An 18041-nucleotide genomic window follows, 5' to 3' on the forward strand; every position below is an offset into this window, starting at 1 on the left:
GGCTTATTAATCGGCCAATCTATAAAGCTCATATCCTCCCAATGCCAGTATGTAGGGCAGATTATAAATTACATCAGCATCCTTCTCTACCTCCTCGGGATACTTTTGTAGTAATTCGCTGAAAGGCATAATAAGAGGATGTTGCAAAAATACCTTATCCTTCACCTTAGCACGTCTCCAGCCGGCCACCGTACGCTCGGCATTCCATCGGTACTTCTCCATGCGTACTAACAGATACAAAACTTGAGCTGGCAGATCTTCATTGAACATAGATTCGGATATGTGTGCCGGTGAGTGGTCACTCCGTCTGATGCCGTAGCCCAGTGTGCGACAAAATACACTATAGGCATCCAGCTGATAGCGATTAGCCCAACGTAGTGGTTCGCTTAGTTTATTCCACAAATACTGCGCCTGGTGGTTCATCAAAATAAAGTCGGCAGAATGGTTACCATAGGATTCATACATCTTCTTCAATACCTCTTTTTGTTTGAGGCTTTCATCAGCATAACAACAATCGTATAAGTAGTTCACATACAAAGCCAGTTTATCTTGCAAGATGTTTTTCTTTATTCCCCTGTCTACCATACCAAACACCTTGACATAGCGATAGCGTCCCTTCTCGTCGTCCACCATCGACGACAAATCATTATTAAACTCCTGACGGATTAGCACACGACACTGATACTGATAAACTTCATGTGGTAAGTTGAGTCCTAATGAAAGACTCAAATCAGGATCATGCACACAAATGGCCACTGTAAGCATACAATGCTTATTTTGTGCCCACTGCTGCAGGCGGGTACGCATAGCAGTACTGCAAATATCATCATGGCAATATTCCACCTCAATATCATCTATTTGGCTCTCTATATAGGGGAATTGAGCTTTGAAGTAGTCTTTCTGTGCCTCCATCTCGCGATCCACTAAAGTGATACGGGTACGTATACGTTCATCTGCAGGCAGACGGTCATCATAATTGGCATAATGGCAGATACGCAATGCTTCGAGTAGCAACGAACGTCCCACTCGGTTGAATCCCACGATAACCAGATGCACATAGTCTTGACTGGTAGCACTCCAACTTCCATCAGGTTGTTGTGTAATGCTTATGGGGCGATAATCCAGCGGATCATAACGCCTTTCACAATCAGCTCCATAAAGGCTCCATAGCTGCCGGGCCAAGTTTTCATGGAGATTAAAGGGCCGAAAGAAAATATTAGGCTTGCCTTCTATACAAAAGACTTCGGGCGGCAGATTCATTTTCTGTATGTTAGAATACGAAGGGATGCTATCAAACTGTACATACACAGGCATCATCTTACCATCATAACATTTACCACGCAGAGTACTTACCAAGTGCACAATAGCTATATTTTTAGCATCGCGCCCGTAACGTTCTTCATCACCCAGCACATATACTTCAATAGCACTCTCTATGTTCAACCGCTGAAGTTCTTCGATCGACTCAATGTTGCCAAAGTAAACAAGCACTTGTCGCTCAACTTCAACAGGCAGGGCCGACTGTATACGATGCCGCACCGTTGCCGACTCCATACCGCTCATCAGCAAAATACGTGCCGAAGGACATTCGTCATACAGTTCACGTATCATATTGATAGACAATTCGTTGAATCCGATCAGTACATAATGATTTTTTATATTACGGTAGGTCATTCGCCCCGCGTATACCACTCCCACACGCCGCTCTATAATATTAGAGATAGTAGAGATGAGCACACCGCCCAGTAAAACGGATCCCGAAATGCTGATAAGCCCCACTAATATCCTGTTAGGCCAGGCAGTCTCTTCTATTTGGTTACCGGGATCGACAAAGTTGTTGTACACTGCCCAGAGCCTTTCTCCCCATTCCTCGTGTCCATGCAATTGGATGGAAAAGAGCATCGCGATAATAAAAAAGATAGCCAGCGCCGTAGCAATGGTAACGAGTAGCAAGGTGAGCTGTGACTTGATACCGCCCGAAATGGTGCGATCTATATACTCTTGCGAGAATATCTTCTTGTAGTAGTTTGCAAAACGGTTCATAGTAGTCCATATAGATTTATGTACAAATATAGTGTATTTTTCTATAAATCAAGTAGTTTTCCACTAAACTATTTCAGCCATACACTTTACCTTGTTACTGTGCGGAAAATTAGAAATTCTTCCGGAAAGTACATCCATTTCTCCATTCCGAACACCCGTAAGCAGTCTTCCCTTTAATGATGGTTCCTTTACCACAAAGTGGACAGGGTTGACCTACAAACGCATCTACCTCACCTGCCGCAGAAGGAGTTGAAGCTGCCATGGCCACCGGAGCAGGAGAACCGGGCGAATCAGTCTTCACTTCATTCGTCGTTTTTTCCGCTTTTGGTTTCTTTTCTTTCGGTGTACTCGGTTTTCGTTCACGCTTTTTAGGTTCTTTCTTCTCTTTCTCTTCGGCTTTTGCAGCAACTGCGTCCTGAATAGTTATGCGTCGATTCGTATTATCAGAAAGTACACTCATTACGATCTCTGAAACCATCTGCTTTAGTTCTTCGAGGAACTGGCGGGCATCGTATGTTTTCTTTTCAATCTCACGCAACTTCTTTTCCCAAATACCTGTCAATTCTGCCGATTTCAATAATTCTTCGTGAATAAGCTGCACCAACTCCACTCCTGTCGGGGTGGCAATCAGGTTCTTTCTTTCCTTACGGATATAATTTCGCTTGAACAACGTCTCAATGATTGCAGCACGGGTAGACGGACGACCGATACCATTCTCTTTCAAAGCATCGCGAAGTTCATCATTGTCCACCAGTTTTCCGGCTGTTTCCATTGCACGAAGCAAGGTTGCTTCAGTATAAGGTCTGGGCGGCTGTGTCCATTTTTCATTCAGGTCCGGAATATGAGGACCACTTTCACCCTTCACAAAAGCAGGAAGTACATTTTCATCCTCTTCCTCTTTTTCTTCAGTAGGGTCTTTTACTTCCTTGGCAAACACGACACGCCATCCCGGTTCCAGAATTTGTTTTCCGGTTACCCGAAACTCTATCTTATCCACTTCTCCCATTACGGTGGTAGTAGAAATTTTACAGTCCGGATAGAACACGGCTATAAAACGACGGGCTATCAAGTCGTAGACACGACGTTCCATATCCGTCAAGTTTTGAGCATAGACTCCGGTTGGGATAATGGCATGGTGATCCGTCACTTTCGAGTTGTCAAATACCTTTTTTGATTTAAGAAGTGTAGTGCCAGCTAACGGAGCTGTCAAGACTTCGTAATCACGGAGTCCTTTCAGGATAGCAGGACATTTCGGATAAATATCATCGCTCAAGAAAGTGGTATCCACACGCGGATAGGTCGCCACTTTCTTCTCATAAAGAGACTGGATCAGTTTCAGTGTTTCATCGGCTGAATAAGCGAATTTCTTGTTACATTCTACCTGAAGGGAAGTCAAATCGAACAAACGTGGAGCGTATTCCTTCCCGTCTTTCTTGCCGACATTGGTGACTACAAAAGGTAGGTCTTTAATACGTTCTACCAATGCTTCTCCTTCTTCCCGGTTGGCAATAGGGTCGATGCCCGGGTTATCTATTTTCTTTTTTCCGCCGTTCTTTTCCTCTTCCGCGGCAATTTCTTCATCACTTTTGCGAATGAGTGCAGAGAAAGTGGTATTACGATAGTTTGTTTTCAGTTCCCAATATTGTTTGGGTTCAAAATTGGCTATCTCCAATTGACGGTTGACAATCAATGCCAGCGTCGGTGTCTGTACACGACCGATAGAGAGCACCTGTTTGTTTTGACCGTATTTAAGGGTATAAAGACGGGTAGCGTTCATTCCCAACAGCCAGTCACCCATCGCACGGGAAAGACCGGCTTCGTAAAGTGATTGAAATTCAGCTTGGTCTTTCAGTTTCGAGAATCCTTCACGAATAGCTTCTTCCGTCAACGAAGAAATCCACAGGCGCTTCACCGGACAGCGTGCGCCAGCTTTTTGCATCACCCAGCGCTGAATCAATTCTCCCTCCTGCCCGGCATCACCGCAATTGATGATTTCATCCGCATTCTGCATCAGCCACTCTATCACATGAAACTGCTTCTCAATACCCGGATCATGCCCAATCAGCTTGATACCGAAACGTGGCGGAATCATCGGCAGACTGCTCAAGCTCCATGATTTCCAGTTAGGGGTGTATTCATGTGGCTCCTTCAGGGTACAAAGATGCCCGAATGTCCAGGTCACCTGGTATCCGTTTCCTTCTATATATCCTTCTTTTCTGGTATGAGCGCCGAGTACTTCGGCTATATCACGTGCTACAGACGGCTTTTCGGCTATGCAAACTATCATTTTTTCTCTTCTTGTTTTTAAACTATCAATTTGCAAAGTTACACGAATATTTGTCTAAAAGAACAATATCCCACAAAATATGTTACCTTTGCAAGAGTAGAATTCTTATAACAAAGAACAAGTATGATTGATTTAAACCGCAAATTGCCCATCGGAATACAAACTTTCGAGAAAATCCGCAAAGGAAATTATCTGTATGTAGATAAAACCGCCCTTGTCGGAAAAATGGTGTCCACAAGCATCCCCTATTTCCTTAGCCGTCCCCGACGTTTCGGAAAAAGCCTGCTGATTTCCACTTTCGAGGCTTACTTTCTGGGACGCAAGGACTTATTCGAAGGACTAGCCATCTCACAAATGGAAGTTGACTGGCAAGTCTATCCGGTTTTTCATATTGACTTGAATGCACGCAAGTATGATTCTCCGGCAGATCTGATAGCGATGCTCAACCAACATCTGGAAAAATGGGAAGCAATCTACGGAACCGAAAAGCAAGATCGACAACCGGAAGAACGATTCGCCTATATTATAGAACGCGCATGTGTGCAAACCGGAAAGCAAGTAGTCGTATTAGTAGACGAATATGACAAACCTCTTTTGCAAGCTCTGGATAATCTGCCCTTGTTTGAAGAATACCGCAAAATGCTAAAAGCATTCTATGGAGTATTGAAAAGTGCTGACCGCTATCTGCGTTTCGTATTTCTGACAGGTGTTACCAAATTCTCACAAGTCAGTGTATTCAGTGATTTGAATCAACTGAATGATATCAGCATGAAACCGCCTTATGCCACCATTTGCGGCATCACCAAGCAGGAACTGATAGATACATTCACTCCGGAATTGGATAAGCTGACCTCATACAACCGGATGACACCAGAAGATACAATCCATAAGATGACCTCACTTTACGACGGGTATCATTTCTGTGAATATGCAGAAGGCATGTTCAATCCGTTCAGTGTATTAAATGTGTTCGATGGATATAAATTTGAGAATTACTGGTTTCAGACAGGCACTCCTACTTTCCTTGTCAAGATGCTGATGGATAGCAACTATGACCTGCGAACGCTCATTGACGGAGTGGAAGCAAACGCAGCGTCATTCAACGAGTACCGGGCAGAAAGCAGGAATCCTATTCCGCTGATTTATCAAAGCGGGTATCTGACGATTAAAGAATACGACCCTCGTTTCAAGACTTATCAACTTGCTTTTCCCAATGATGAAGTGAGATATGGCTTTATGAATTTCCTTCTGCCATTCTACTCTAATATTCCCGATAATGAGCAAGATTTCTATATTGGCAAATTTGTCCATGAGTTGGAAAGTGGCAATATCAATGCTTTTCTAACCCGCCTTCAAGCCTTCTTTGCCGATATACCTTACGAACTGAATGACCAGACAGAGCGGCATTACCAGACTGTTTTCTATCTGATATTCAAACTCATGGGACAGTTCACACAAGCAGAAGTACGCAGTGCAAAAGGACGGGCTGATGCAGTTGTCAAAACACCGAAGTATATTTATGTATTCGAATTCAAACTAAATGGCACAGCCGAGCAAGCATTACAGCAAATCGAAGATAAAGGGTATCTTATCCCTTATCAGGCAGATGAACGGGAAGTCAAAAAGGTTGGAGTAGAATTCAGTACTGACACACGAAATGTCAGTCGATGGCTACCCGAGGAATAAGAGAGTATAATTACTTCTTCCTCATATTTATCTACAAATGATTCATATTAAACCTCCCAACACTTCCACCCTTTGTTGGCACAGATATACACAATGTACGAACGAACATGGTAATTGGGGAATTTTCTTTTTGTATCTGCGGCATAACCTTTCACTTGCTCTACGTGTTCTGCCAGCGGTTCGGTGAGCGCAAGCATACGGTCGGCATCTTTGGAACGATAGTATTTAAATTCCACCACGCGATCGTCCGTGTAATAATCCGTGCCGGGGATGCCGATCATTTCAAAATCCGAACGACCGACGGAGTTATTTTGTTCGATGGCAAAAGTGTAACAATGGCTCAAATAGCGGGAGACAAGCTCGTAGAAAGAACAACGGATAAAGTTCTCGTTGATCTTATCGAAAACCTGTGCGGGGAATTGTCCCAGATATTGCTCGAAATAGTTCTGCACAAGGGGTTCAAAACTACGATTGGAATCATAAAGTTCATAAACCGGGACGTAACGACTGGCGTTACCTTCGATCTTGTTCAGTTGGTTGTAATAATCCATGTAGATGCTACGCATGGTCATGTTGGGGAGCACCATGCGGTATGCACTCTTCAAGGTAGTCATACCTAAGTAGAACAGGCTGACGGGATAGAATTCTTTCTCAAAAAATTTCTTCTTGTTGAATTTGCCGGACAGATCTCTGACGTTGTATGACAATTCACCGCCTATCACCAGGGCATCGAGCATCTCTTTGGCGTTGTTCTGCGAAAGAGTCAGGCGGCGAATCCAGTTGATGTCCGTACGCAGGTTTTCATCGATCAGTTCGGAGGGAATACTTCCGGCATTAGCGGCAAATTTCTTAAAAAAATAAGTTAAGATAGTGGAGTTAAAAAGACGTTCACCGACAGGGCTAAAACGATAACCGTCGTAGTTGTTCACAATAAGCTGCCAGATTTCATCGAAACGTTCTTCGCTTGCACCGGGAGCATATTTATCAAGTACATAGCGCAAGTATGTTTTCGTTTCTTCATAGGTGAAGCCGAGCATATTCAAAAAAACGGGTTTGAATGTGAGGATTTCCGCAATGTTGTACCCGCTGGTCAGGTCGTCCATGATGACAGGCAATACGCCTGTGCAGAAACAAGTGCGAATCGTGCCTTCGCCGATACCCGCTTTGATAACTTTAAAAAAGGTGAGAAGAAAACTATCACTAGTGGTTACTTCCTCATAAAGTGAGTCATTATAGGAAGTAAGCAGTTGATTGGTGAAGTTATCGTATTCGTCAATCAATATATATGCTTTAGGCAATCCATGTGAGCTGATATAACCCAAAAGTTCCTCCAACATCTGCACAGCATTTCCTCGAGTTGTAAACTGAAAATCACCAAACAGGTCTCGGTTATGTTCTACCGTAACTTCCACGGGTCCACAATTCAGGTCATTGAAGTTCTGTACCACCCCTTCCATATCATCCGCCATCACCATAGCCGAGAAGTCATAACGAATCACCAAATATTGATTATGTTCTTCCGTAGGATGTTCGCCAATCCAGGTGCCGCCAAAAAGTTCTTCAAAACGATTCGCTTTCGTACGGTCGTAGTAGTGGGCCAACATGGAGATGAGCAGACTTTTCCCGAAACGACGGGGACGGAGAAAGATGGGAGCATTATAGTCTTCAAGCCCCGGAATGTAATTTGTCTTATCAACATAATAAAAGCCACGTTCACGCATTTCTGCGAAGTCGGCCACTGCGTATGGAATCGTTATTCTTGCCATAATCGTTGATCTTTTCTTTCGGTAAAGACAAAAGTACTAATAAATTAGTACCATAAAAAAGATAATGCGAAAAAGATAAATAAATACCAAGCTCAATTATGGCTATATACATAAGTCTTTGATGAAAAAGAGGGCAAAACAGAGAAAAAGATCAAAGTTATGCATTTAGCATGTATAGCCCTATACACGAAGGCTGCACAACTCTATACATGATGCGTGTATAGAGCTATGCAGCCTCTCTGCATAAACCTGGCGGGACATTGCTCCGCCAGGCCAAGAGAACATTTATGCCGCAGGATCGGGCGCCTCTCCTCCGCCGCCTTCGCTACCACCGGAACCGGAGCCGCCTCCTGCATCGGGTTTCGTGCCGACGTAGAAAGTAGCGATAGCGGTTCGGGGTGTCTTCAGGAGCGTGCTTCCTGCATACTGTGTAGTGACGGTGAGGGTATATTCGCCATCGGCCAGACCGGCAGGAACAATGAATGTGAGTTGTGACGGGTTGTTGACGGCCAACATATTGAGGTCGACAGGTGTGGTTTGTTCTTTGCTGTCGGTGATAGTGATGCCGACGGAAGAATCCGTACCTGCAATTTTCAACATACGGCCATTGACTGTGAACGGACGGCCTGCAGTGGCGGTGGCAGGTGAGAATCCGGCAACGTACATCACGCTTTGGCGTTCGCCCAAAATACTGATAGAGGTTTGGGCGATAGCTTCACGCAGTTCTTTGTCTTGGGTGAAGGAGACGTAGACGGAGTTCTTCTCGGGATTCCATTTTCCGCCATCGATAACACCGCGGAGTTGCGCTACGGCGTGGTAAAGACCGGTGTTGACACTATATCCGCTAAGGATGAGATCGCTCACAACACGGTTGTAGAGCTTCACGACGTGCTCGATGGTTTCGGGACGGAGCCCGGTGTCTTCCTTGTGCATCTCGTCGAGGATGTCCTTCAACGAAAGATTACCGGACGATTCGAGCTGACCGATCTTATCGTCTTTGTTGTCGACGGTTACAGTGTTGTCGACTAACCAGATTTTCAATACATTCTTCATTATGATGTTGTTTCTACTTGGTTTTATGAATATTATTAAACGAAAAAATAAAGAATATCAATAAAAAGTTTACCGGATTGAGGCAGTCCGAAAAGATATTGTTTGCTATCATTTAACTCTGTCATTCAGAGCTAAGCGAAGAATCTACTCTTTCGAATATACAAAGAAAAGATTCTTTACTACATTCTGAATGACAGAATGATATACTTATCAGACTTACAGGGCAACCTCTTCCTTATTTTATTCCCTTACCAGTCTTTGCGGAAAGCATAAAATTGCGTCGCAACTCGAGCTTCTTGTACAGCTGCACTATATTTAGGATAATTCCCATCATTATTGTCATGGAAGCACATCAAAAGATTCTTAAATCCATCAACAACCATCGTTTCTAAATTATACTGCCTATAAGGAATGTTTTCTACAACCGCAACTTTTCCAAGTCCTTCGTCTATAGTGATTACTCTAGCTTTTGCCTGCAATTCTTCAAAAAATCCCATGTCTTCTGGGGTCCGTTCTTTAATATAAAGCGCAATTCCACCATAACGTTCTTTCGTCATCCCTGCAATGGGTTTGCGTTCCGAACCATCCGCCCAAGGATTTACCGGAGAATCCCAGATTACATTCCAAGCCAAGTCAATATAATCGCCCACTACAATGCCCTCTTGTTCTTTATTCATTGTGGCTGTAGTACCGCCATCATCTGCAAGAGTGAGCATTATATCCGGCATTGCTTCACGCAGAGCCTTGATTAATTTCGGATACGAAGTTTCATTGACAGTCGGTGCTTCGGCCTTGTCATATCCGGCTCCCTCATCACGCAAATGAATACCATCCAACTGAAACAGTTCTACAGCTACCTTAACTTGAGCCACAAAATCAATTATTTGAGGATCTGTCAAATTAGCGAAGCCTATTCCCGTTCCACCTCCTTCGATAGAAAGACACACTTTCAGACCATTCCGCCTCAACGGTTGAATGTACTGAACATTGTGCTTCAGCACATATTCCATATCTGGTGTATACTTCAAAATTACTCTCCGAGAGGAAGCATCATATCCCAAAAGGGCTTTGCGCACATTTACAATATCAACAACAGGTACATTTTCATAAATCGTTTCTCTGTCTCTACGAGATCTCAGATACTCTAGTTTAGCTGTAGTTTTGTCAGCTATCAAAGGATTCATCACTTCCGTATCAATATACGCTACTACTTTATAATCTTTTTTAGTTCTATCCTGATATTCCTCATCTCGTTCCGTGATAGAATAGAAAAGCTTATATTGATTGCCATCCTCGTCCATCGCTACCAATGGTAACAGATATTGAGACCCAGCCATTGAAGCATCAACAGTCATTCTTGATAAGGCAAAGCTTACCCGCGTCGATTTCCGTTCGCCTTTAGCTATCGTTACTTTTCCCTCGTTGGTAATAGTTAACTTATCTCCCGGTTCTTCTATCACGTTTTCTATAAATATATTATAATACTTTGCTGGCAAAGCTTTCAACTCCTCGTTACTTAAAGGAATATTCAAACCTATGGTAAAAGTCATGTCGTGCTCCGCCGGTTTCGCCAATTCCACATATAGTTCATCACCTGTCTGTACCACAAAGTCACGGAAGATAAGTCCACTTCCCGGTGCTGAAGCACTTTGCAAGGAAGCGGCTTCAACAACTTCTTCCGGTGACTGTGTAGATTTGTCATGCGCAACGCTTGGGTTCACCAATGCAGCCTCTTCCTCGCAGGCTCCCATTGCCACTGCTAGCAACGCACACAAAGATATATTTCGTATTATTCGTTTCATATATAGATTATTTAAAAAGTTCTACACACTTATTCCTGATTCACTTTCGGTACTTCGATTCCGCTCGGCCACAATTCCGCATCGGTTTTACTGTACATTTCGAGATGGTCACTACCTTTCCAGTAAGGTACTACCTTCGCATCGTTCCCATGCCCGGTTCGGTCTGCCACGACAGTGCCTGTCCCTTCGTCGAACTTCCAATAAGCACACAAAGCCGGTTCGGTTGTCGGGTTAGAGATTTCATACATATTCTGATAAATCTGTTCTTGTGTACGGGCTACATTCCAAATGCGAGCTTCACATATCTCACCATCAAACTGGCGGCTTATATCGTGCGACTCTCCATAAGAACGCCCAAAATAGAAGTTAAAATCACCCCCATTCCCAAATTCATCATCAGGTAACTTATCTCCCAAACTGATACTAGTCAAGTCACTTTTACCATGACTGGTACTTATACTTTGTAATTGTCCGTTTACATAGAAAGCAATAGTCGCAGTAGCTATATCCCATGTCAATGCCACATGATACCACTCACCTGCCAACAGTAATTTCTGGTTATTGATTTCGGGGAATTTACCAAACGTAGTCTGTGTTTGTAACTGTCGGTTCGGAAATTCTTTATCCCCAATACGCATCAGAAAATACTGTTCAATGCCCATTATAGAGGATATTTCTTGCTGGAAACTGTTCACTCGTATAATAGCTTCCATTGTTACCGCACTCAAGTTATTCACCACATCTGACGTCGAACTTCCTTTATCGAACCCAGGCACAGCAACATAAATATTCTTTAAGTTCATTGCCGTAGTAATGGCACTGGAACGGCGTACCAAATAATACATCGTGCGCGAACCGTCCATTACTCCCACTCCATCGGCTCCTCCAATGGAAAGCGGGCAGAGGTAAGTTACGTCAATCTCCAACTCATCGAGTTTGGAGAATTTAATGCCTACTTCTTCGGAAGTAGTCTTTCCGGCAGGAATCACCACTTCTGTTTTCAACAGCTGATAATATGTTTCAGGCAGCACTTCATAATGCGTGTCGTTCTTTGCATTATATTCACTAGTCAACGAAGCGTCTACCTTCAAGCTGACCTTCACATCATCCCCCGCCGGATAAGACAATTTCACCGCAAAAGTCTTCGTTTGGCTTGTCACCTTACGGTTAAAAGTGAAAGCCTCCGTATTTTTACTGGCAGCCACATTCAAGTATGCCGAATTATCGAACGGTGACTTTTCGCTGTAATCCGTATTATCACAGGCAACCGGCAGAAATAACAAAACTGCGGCTGCAAAGCACTGATAAAGTTTATGTATTCTCATAGCTTACATCGTTTAGTGAGCCGAAGCAGGATTCAGGAATTGAATACCTCCACGGGTCTGTTTATAAATAATATCAGTATCGTAGTAATCGGCAGAGATATTGTAAATAGCAATACCTCCCAATGGTGTTTCCATATTGAGAGCACCGTAAGCAGCACCGGCGATGGCATTGCGCGTCACTCCGTTATAGTCGGTCAATGTACCGTCAGGAGTGACAGCCAACAACAGACGGTCCGGAGCGGCCTTGCCATATCCGGTGGCATAAAATACGGAGGTTTCTATATCATATTCATCGGATGCACCGGAAATATCAAGTACGAAATAGTTGAAAAGGCTGCGCTGCGCTTCCGGCAACAAGGAAGGGGTACCTTCAAAAACTAACAGACACGGTGTCTGTCCCAAAGCATCCAGTAGCGACTTTAACGCCGAGACGTCTACCGCAGAGCCTTCCGAACCGAGGGCAAGCCCGTCAAATGTCCCTGTACGCACTGCCTCAACAGCAGAAGTAATAGAGGTATTCAGTTTATCTTTAGCCGTGCAATCTATATAGTAAAGCACTTTCGTACCATAATCCTCACGTACCAACTTCATATCCTCCCGGTCATATTCGGACAGACGGTCGGCATTACGCATCGTCACTATATCGATACTGTCCGGCAACGCACGGAGAAAGTCCTTCTCACCGGTAGATACTTCCGGAGCATTATCCAACCGGGCATAAACGACAGCATGTTTCGTTGCTTTATATGCGCGAAGATTCTGCGTATATGCCGCATATTCTTGCGGATTCTGTTCCTTAAACCCATTCACCTGACTATCGTGTATTTCCATTTCCGTCCAGTCGTCGCAACTGATGGTGGCAACCGACAGGAAAGTAGTCAGTAGGCATAACTTAAAGATTGATTTATATTTCATAATCTCATTGATTTAAAGGTTCGTTCTAGTTTGAAGATTGACTATTCTCAATGGAATGGTCTTTCTTATCCCACCAAAGTTTAGTTCCTGCGGCATCGGGACCATTCAGCATTTCTACAGCTTGATCGATGTATTTCGGATTTCCCGTATATTCATCTGCAGGGAAAGGCAGACGACGGGGACCGATTGTTACATTCACACTATTATTGGGGTCTTTATTCTCCACGGCAGGCAACAACTTCGGGTAGCCCGTACGACGATGTTCCGCCCATGCTTCCAGCCCCAGCGGGAATATTGCAATCCATTTTTGAGTAATGATACGCTCCAGGTTCCGTTCGAAATACTCCGCTCCAGGTTCCCAGGCAATCGTAATGGTACTTACCGCCGGATGGCTATACTTAATATCAGCCCCGTCCATCGGGTTCACATAGTCTATAGGCTTTTTCTCCGCATCCTTCACATATTGGTCTGCTCCGGTGGCTCCGCCACGCTCTTCGAATGAAAGGGCAATAGCCTTTTCATACAATGCCTGCGCATCGCCTCCCATATTCCAACCACGCAACGCGCCCTCGGCACGAAGGAAAGTCACCTCCGCCGCATTCATCCAGAGATAAGGGTCGGTGCTGGAAATCACCTGCTTTGAGTAAAGGTTAATCATGTCGTCTTTCTTCTGGGTAAATATGCCGATACGTACACCGTAATAATCGTATACATCGACTTTCTCGCCATCCTGATCGACTGTCTGCACACCTTTGACAAACATCTTATCCAAACGCGGATCTTCATAACCTTTCATAATAGAAACTAAATCGGCACTGATACGGTAGTCATTCCAGTTATTAAATAGCAACTCCGAACGGTTCTCCGCCACATGAAGCATGGCGTTGTCCTCATTCGATTCAATCACTCCCGCTTCCACAGCCTTCTGCGCAATACGTTGCGCCTCGGTAGGATTGACATAGCTCATACGCATGGCAATGCGAAGTTGCATGGAATGTACAAACTTACGCCATTTGGAAATATTTCCGTAATACAAGTCTTCCAGTTTGCGGAAAGCCTCGGACGACAGGTCTTTGTTTTCCTCCAACACTTTATCCGCTTCTTCCAGTTCTTTCAGCATCTGTGTATATACCTGCTCCTGCGAATCGTAAGGGACAGCCAGGTCTTCACCCGAATTATCATTATCCATCATCTTCGAATAAGGAATCGGACCATAAATGTCCGTCACACGATGCATGATACACACCCGGAGAATTTTACCAAAAGCTAAAGCCACAGGGTCATCCGTCTTGTTCATCATATCGCGGTACTGCGGGTACATGTCTTTAATCGGATCGGCAAACGGGGATTTGAGCCATCCCTGTTCGGGATTGAAAGTAGAGAATTTCATCACCCAAGTGTCTACAATTCCTTCCAGATAACCACCGTATGCTCCTCCTGCCATGGCATCCATAAACTGGTAAAGGTGTTCACGTGTAGGAATCACCAATCCCTGCATTCCTTTGAGCGTAGCACCTACAATATGATTCTCACGCTGCATTTCTTCTCCGTCCGCTTCGTACATACTCCGGTTGATGTCGCTGTCGAAACAACCGCCCAACGGAAGCAGAAATAATGAAAGGATCATTATCAGAAGAATGTTATATATTCGTTTCATGTCCATCATAGTATTTAGAAGTTAATCTTTATGTTAAATCCTATATTCCGGGTACTCGGCATCATGAAGTAGTCGATTCCCTGATAATAGTTGTTCGTAGTAGCTACTGCTTCAGGATCGAAAGGAGCTTTACAGTAGATCATCCAGAGATTTCTGCCCACAAGGGATACATTGATATCACAGACATTGCCCAGCCAGCGGCGCGGAACGGTGTAACCGATATGTGCCTCCTGCAGACGCAGGTTGGTAGCACTATAAGTATAGTAGGTAGGCAATCCGCTCTGCGATGCTACCACTTCATAGAAGCTTTGCGGATTCACGCGGCTACGGCCGTTTATCCATACTCCTCCGGCATCACGCGCGGCAGCAGATGTTTCAGATACTCCGTAGAGATCAAGATAAGCCTGTGTTGCCGAATAAACGATTCCGCCCAAACGGGCTGTCAACAAGAAACCGGCATTGATACCTTTATAAGAGAAGCTATTATTCCAGGCTAAATTTGCCTTAGGAAGTACGCTTCCCAACTTTATGTCACCGGCATTGTCGATGGCTGTCACATTGCCGCTATCGTCAATCAGGATATTACCGTTAATATCACGCTTCAAATCGGCATGGGTATAAAGATCGCCCAGCGTACCACCTTCCTTCAGGATAAATTTCGCCTTTCCGAATCCGCGACCTTCATCGGTTTTGAGTTCCAGTTTATCGACGTTGTAAGTTTTGCCCGTTTCCGGGTGAACATAATCCTTCACTAGTTCGACGATTTCATTCTTGTTGGCCGAGAAAGTAAAGCTGCTGTCCCAGCCGAAATCTCCCCAACGATGCCCATAAGACAACATAGCCTCGAAACCATAGTTGCGTACATATCCGGTCTGTACATACAATTTGTCATATCCTGACGAAACAGGAAGCCGAGGATCAAATGTCTGATTATAAGTATTGGCGTAATAGAAAGATCCGCTCAATTTGAAATCTTTAAACAGGGTTGCATCCAGACCTACTTCCCATGAGTCAGTACGCTCGGGGTATAGTTTACCAATGGGATAATTCGTCTGCGATTTCCAGTCCTGCTTATTGGCATCATACGAGTAAGTAGGATAGGTAAGAAAACGAGGATAAGGATTACCTACGGAACTGAACGCTCCGCGTACTTTAAGATAATCCACCCAATCAGGCAGTTTCAACATTTCAGTGATGACAGCCGAAAGCCCTACGGAAGGATAGAAGAATGAAGCCTGCGGAGAATGTGTCAGCTGCGAAGCCCAGTCGTTACGTCCTGTAACGGTGAGATAAAGCATACTTTTCCACCCTACTTCGGCACTGGCAAAAATAGATTCGGTCGCTTCGCGCCAACCCACCTGCGTAGCACGTTTTTTTGCGTTGTCAAGGTCGTAAACATTGAACAGATTAGGAATACCAGTTTCTCGTATAGGCCCCGCATAGCCCAATTCCTTACTAGTCACTCCACTATAACTGGCACCGATATTGGCTACAATCGTAAAATCCTGAATACGTTTATTAATATTCACCAACACATCGGCATAAGTCTGCGAATATTGTCCGTTATTTACTGTATAATGGCCTTGTGAACTACCGTCAGTCAGCGTGTTGCTACTGCTTGCATAAAGCTTGCCTTCATATTCGCTATGAGTATTGTCGATGCGGACACGCCCTGCCACATTCAGCCAGTCAAGAATCTGGTAACTCAAACCTGCTGAAGCCATATAGCGTTTCTTATTGTTGAGACGGAGATTACGGTAAGCAATCCAATAAGGATTCTGCATACGAAGGTCACCTTCGCCCTGCGGCCAAAACTGTACGCTAATTTTCCGGGCTTCATCCCAACGCTCGAAATTCTTCACTATAGAGAAATCATCCCCACGAGGGAAAAGATAAGCAGAAACCAACGGATTGGAGTACTGCCCCTGATTGGTCATATTACGGTCGTTCTGAAGAATATAGCTTGCACTTACATCCAGTTTCATCTTATCATTCAAGAAACTGGTCGTATTGCGGAAAGTGAAATTATATCTGTTATACCTATTGTTGGGAACCATCCCTGCCGAATTGACGGCAGCTGCAGAAAAGAAAGTCTGATTTTTATCCGTTCCGGTAGACAACGTAACGGAATTTGTATATACTGCACCCGTATCAAAAAAATCATCCGGCTCATATCCTGTCTGAGCAGCCGAGTTCAACTTCGGTCCCCAGCTATAAATATTGGAATTTCCTGTTTTACCATTACTACCTGTACCATAACGGTCCTGGAACTTGGGCATCTTAAAAGCATTCAACCATTCGATGCCACTTGATACACCTACTTGCAGCTTACCTACCTGTCCTTTTTTTGTAGTAATCACAATCGCACCGTTTGCCGCATTACTACCATAAAGGGCGGCAGCTGCCGCTCCAGTCAGTACGGAAATGCTTTCTATATCTTCCGGATTAATATCAGCAATGGCCTCGGTAGCTCCCTTTGAACCAAATTCCGTATCTCCTCCGCCACCGAAATTATACATCGGAATACCGTCAATCACATACAAGGCGTTACTACTCTGTTCAATAGACTTTGTTCCACGCATCACCACTCTACTTGCCCCACCGACACCGGAAGAGCTCGTATTGATAGTAACACCCGCAACTTTACCATTCAGGCTGTTTACAAAATTAGCATCCTTAATTTGGGTCAGTTCGTCGGACTTTACTTGCTGTACGTTGTAGCTCAATGCTTTCTGCTCGCGTTTGATGCCAAGTGCTGTTACAACGACTTCACTCAACAGTTTTGTATCCGAAGCCAGTTGCACGCTATATGTATTCTGTCCGGTTACTTTTACCGTCTGTGGAGTGTAACCTACATAACTGATACTCAACACACTTCCTGCAGGAGCTTCGAGCGAAAAGTTACCGTCTATGTTTGTGATAGTTCCAATGCTTGTACCTTCCACACGTACATTGACACCAATCAACGGTTCTCCGCTATCATCCAGTACGCGTCCGGTGATACGTTTGGTGGAAGCAGTTTCGGTTGCTTTCTGTTCTTGTGGAACGATGATGACATATTTTCCTTTGAGCTGATACGTATATCCTGTACCTTTTAGGATTTCCGTGAGAGAGTTCTCCAACGTGGCTTTTTCCAACGCCAAATCGATGGAGGGTTTGTTTTTCAACTGCGACTCGTTGTAACCAACGGACAGTTTCGTTTGTTTTTCCACTTCTTTCAATGCCTCGATGACCGATATGTTTTTCTTATGGATCGTAATCCGGGCATTACTACTTTGAGCAAAAGTAGGGGTAGAAAGGAGCAGACAGCACAAAAAAAGCATAAATACTCGACTGATTGCCTGCTTATTGGCTATAAATTCATAAATTTGCTGCATCTTCTTAGTATTAGTTTATACAGATAAAGTTAGATTCTCGAATTTAGTAGCGTCTGGTTAACGCTAATAGTAAGAATTTCGATTTCACATCCGGGGGAAGGTTGCAGCTTCTCCCGGATATTTTTTCCGC

10 protein-coding genes are annotated in these 18041 nt (G+C 44.2%); 1 reads left to right on the top strand and 9 read right to left on the bottom strand.

The features are described 5' to 3' along the window. Nucleotides 1-6: 6 nt before the first annotated feature. Complete coding sequence (locus DW862_RS14490) at nt 7-2043, bottom strand: hypothetical protein (protein WP_004313572.1); 2037 nt, start codon at nt 2041-2043, stop codon at nt 7-9. Nucleotides 2044-2152: 109 nt separating this feature from the next. After that, a complete protein-coding gene (locus tag DW862_RS14495; RefSeq protein WP_008024816.1) occupies nt 2153-4330 on the bottom strand; it encodes a DNA topoisomerase 3 in 2178 nt (725 codons plus the stop codon). 123 nt (nt 4331-4453) lie between these two features. Here DW862_RS14495 and DW862_RS14500 point away from each other — a divergent pair, with 123 nt between their 5' ends. After that, nucleotides 4454-6016 (top strand): ATP-binding protein, encoded by a 1563-nt coding sequence (locus DW862_RS14500; protein WP_120068964.1) that lies wholly within the window; start codon nt 4454-4456, stop codon nt 6014-6016. 47 nt (nt 6017-6063) lie between these two features. On the opposite strand, the gene DW862_RS14505 is transcribed toward DW862_RS14500, so the two are convergent. From DW862_RS14505 to DW862_RS14535, 7 genes are all read right to left on the bottom strand, one after another. Continuing rightward, nucleotides 6064-7782 carry an ATP-binding protein gene (locus tag DW862_RS14505; protein ID WP_120068969.1) on the bottom strand — a complete coding sequence of 573 codons (1719 nt, stop codon included), beginning with the start codon at nt 7780-7782 and terminating at the stop codon, nt 6064-6066. A 285-nt stretch (nt 7783-8067) separates the two neighbouring features. Beyond that, nucleotides 8068-8835, bottom strand: coding sequence for a DNA-binding domain-containing protein (locus DW862_RS14510; RefSeq protein WP_049702111.1), 768 nt, complete (start codon nt 8833-8835; stop codon nt 8068-8070). A 248-nt stretch (nt 8836-9083) separates the two neighbouring features. Further along, nucleotides 9084-10637, bottom strand: coding sequence for a glycosyl hydrolase family 18 protein (locus DW862_RS14515; RefSeq protein WP_008024822.1), 1554 nt, complete (start codon nt 10635-10637; stop codon nt 9084-9086). A gap of 29 nt (nt 10638-10666) precedes the next feature. Next, entirely contained in the window at nt 10667-11962 is a 1296-nt protein-coding gene (locus DW862_RS14520; protein ID WP_008024824.1) for a DUF1735 and LamG domain-containing protein, read from the bottom strand. A gap of 12 nt (nt 11963-11974) precedes the next feature. Continuing rightward, entirely contained in the window at nt 11975-12877 is a 903-nt protein-coding gene (locus tag DW862_RS14525; RefSeq protein WP_008024826.1) for a glycoside hydrolase family 18, read from the bottom strand. Between the two features lie 25 nt (nt 12878-12902). Continuing rightward, complete coding sequence (locus DW862_RS14530) at nt 12903-14543, bottom strand: SusD/RagB family nutrient-binding outer membrane lipoprotein (RefSeq protein WP_118408308.1); 1641 nt, start codon at nt 14541-14543, stop codon at nt 12903-12905. A 5-nt stretch (nt 14544-14548) separates the two neighbouring features. Then, complete coding sequence (locus DW862_RS14535) at nt 14549-17911, bottom strand: TonB-dependent receptor (protein ID WP_120068973.1); 3363 nt, start codon at nt 17909-17911, stop codon at nt 14549-14551. Nucleotides 17912-18041 lie beyond the last annotated feature (130 nt).

Source organism: Bacteroides sp. AM37-9, from assembly GCF_003603455.1.
Taxonomy (GTDB): Bacteria; Bacteroidota; Bacteroidia; order Bacteroidales; family Bacteroidaceae; genus Bacteroides; species Bacteroides xylanisolvens.

Excerpts from the sequence above, each read along its gene's own strand:
- DW862_RS14490 (WP_004313572.1), bottom strand. The coding sequence starts at position 2,043 with ATGAACCGTTTTGCAAACTACTACAAGAAGATATTCTCGCAAGAGTAT.
- DW862_RS14495 (WP_008024816.1), bottom strand. The coding sequence starts at position 4,330 with ATGATAGTTTGCATAGCCGAAAAGCCGTCTGTAGCACGTGATATAGCC.
- DW862_RS14500 (WP_120068964.1), top strand. The coding sequence starts at position 4,454 with ATGATTGATTTAAACCGCAAATTGCCCATCGGAATACAAACTTTCGAG.
- DW862_RS14505 (WP_120068969.1), bottom strand. The coding sequence starts at position 7,782 with ATGGCAAGAATAACGATTCCATACGCAGTGGCCGACTTCGCAGAAATG.
- DW862_RS14510 (WP_049702111.1), bottom strand. The coding sequence starts at position 8,835 with ATGAAGAATGTATTGAAAATCTGGTTAGTCGACAACACTGTAACCGTC.
- DW862_RS14515 (WP_008024822.1), bottom strand. The coding sequence starts at position 10,637 with ATGAAACGAATAATACGAAATATATCTTTGTGTGCGTTGCTAGCAGTG.
- DW862_RS14520 (WP_008024824.1), bottom strand. The coding sequence starts at position 11,962 with ATGAGAATACATAAACTTTATCAGTGCTTTGCAGCCGCAGTTTTGTTA.
- DW862_RS14525 (WP_008024826.1), bottom strand. The coding sequence starts at position 12,877 with ATGAAATATAAATCAATCTTTAAGTTATGCCTACTGACTACTTTCCTG.
- DW862_RS14530 (WP_118408308.1), bottom strand. The coding sequence starts at position 14,543 with ATGATGGACATGAAACGAATATATAACATTCTTCTGATAATGATCCTT.
- DW862_RS14535 (WP_120068973.1), bottom strand. The coding sequence starts at position 17,911 with ATGCAGCAAATTTATGAATTTATAGCCAATAAGCAGGCAATCAGTCGA.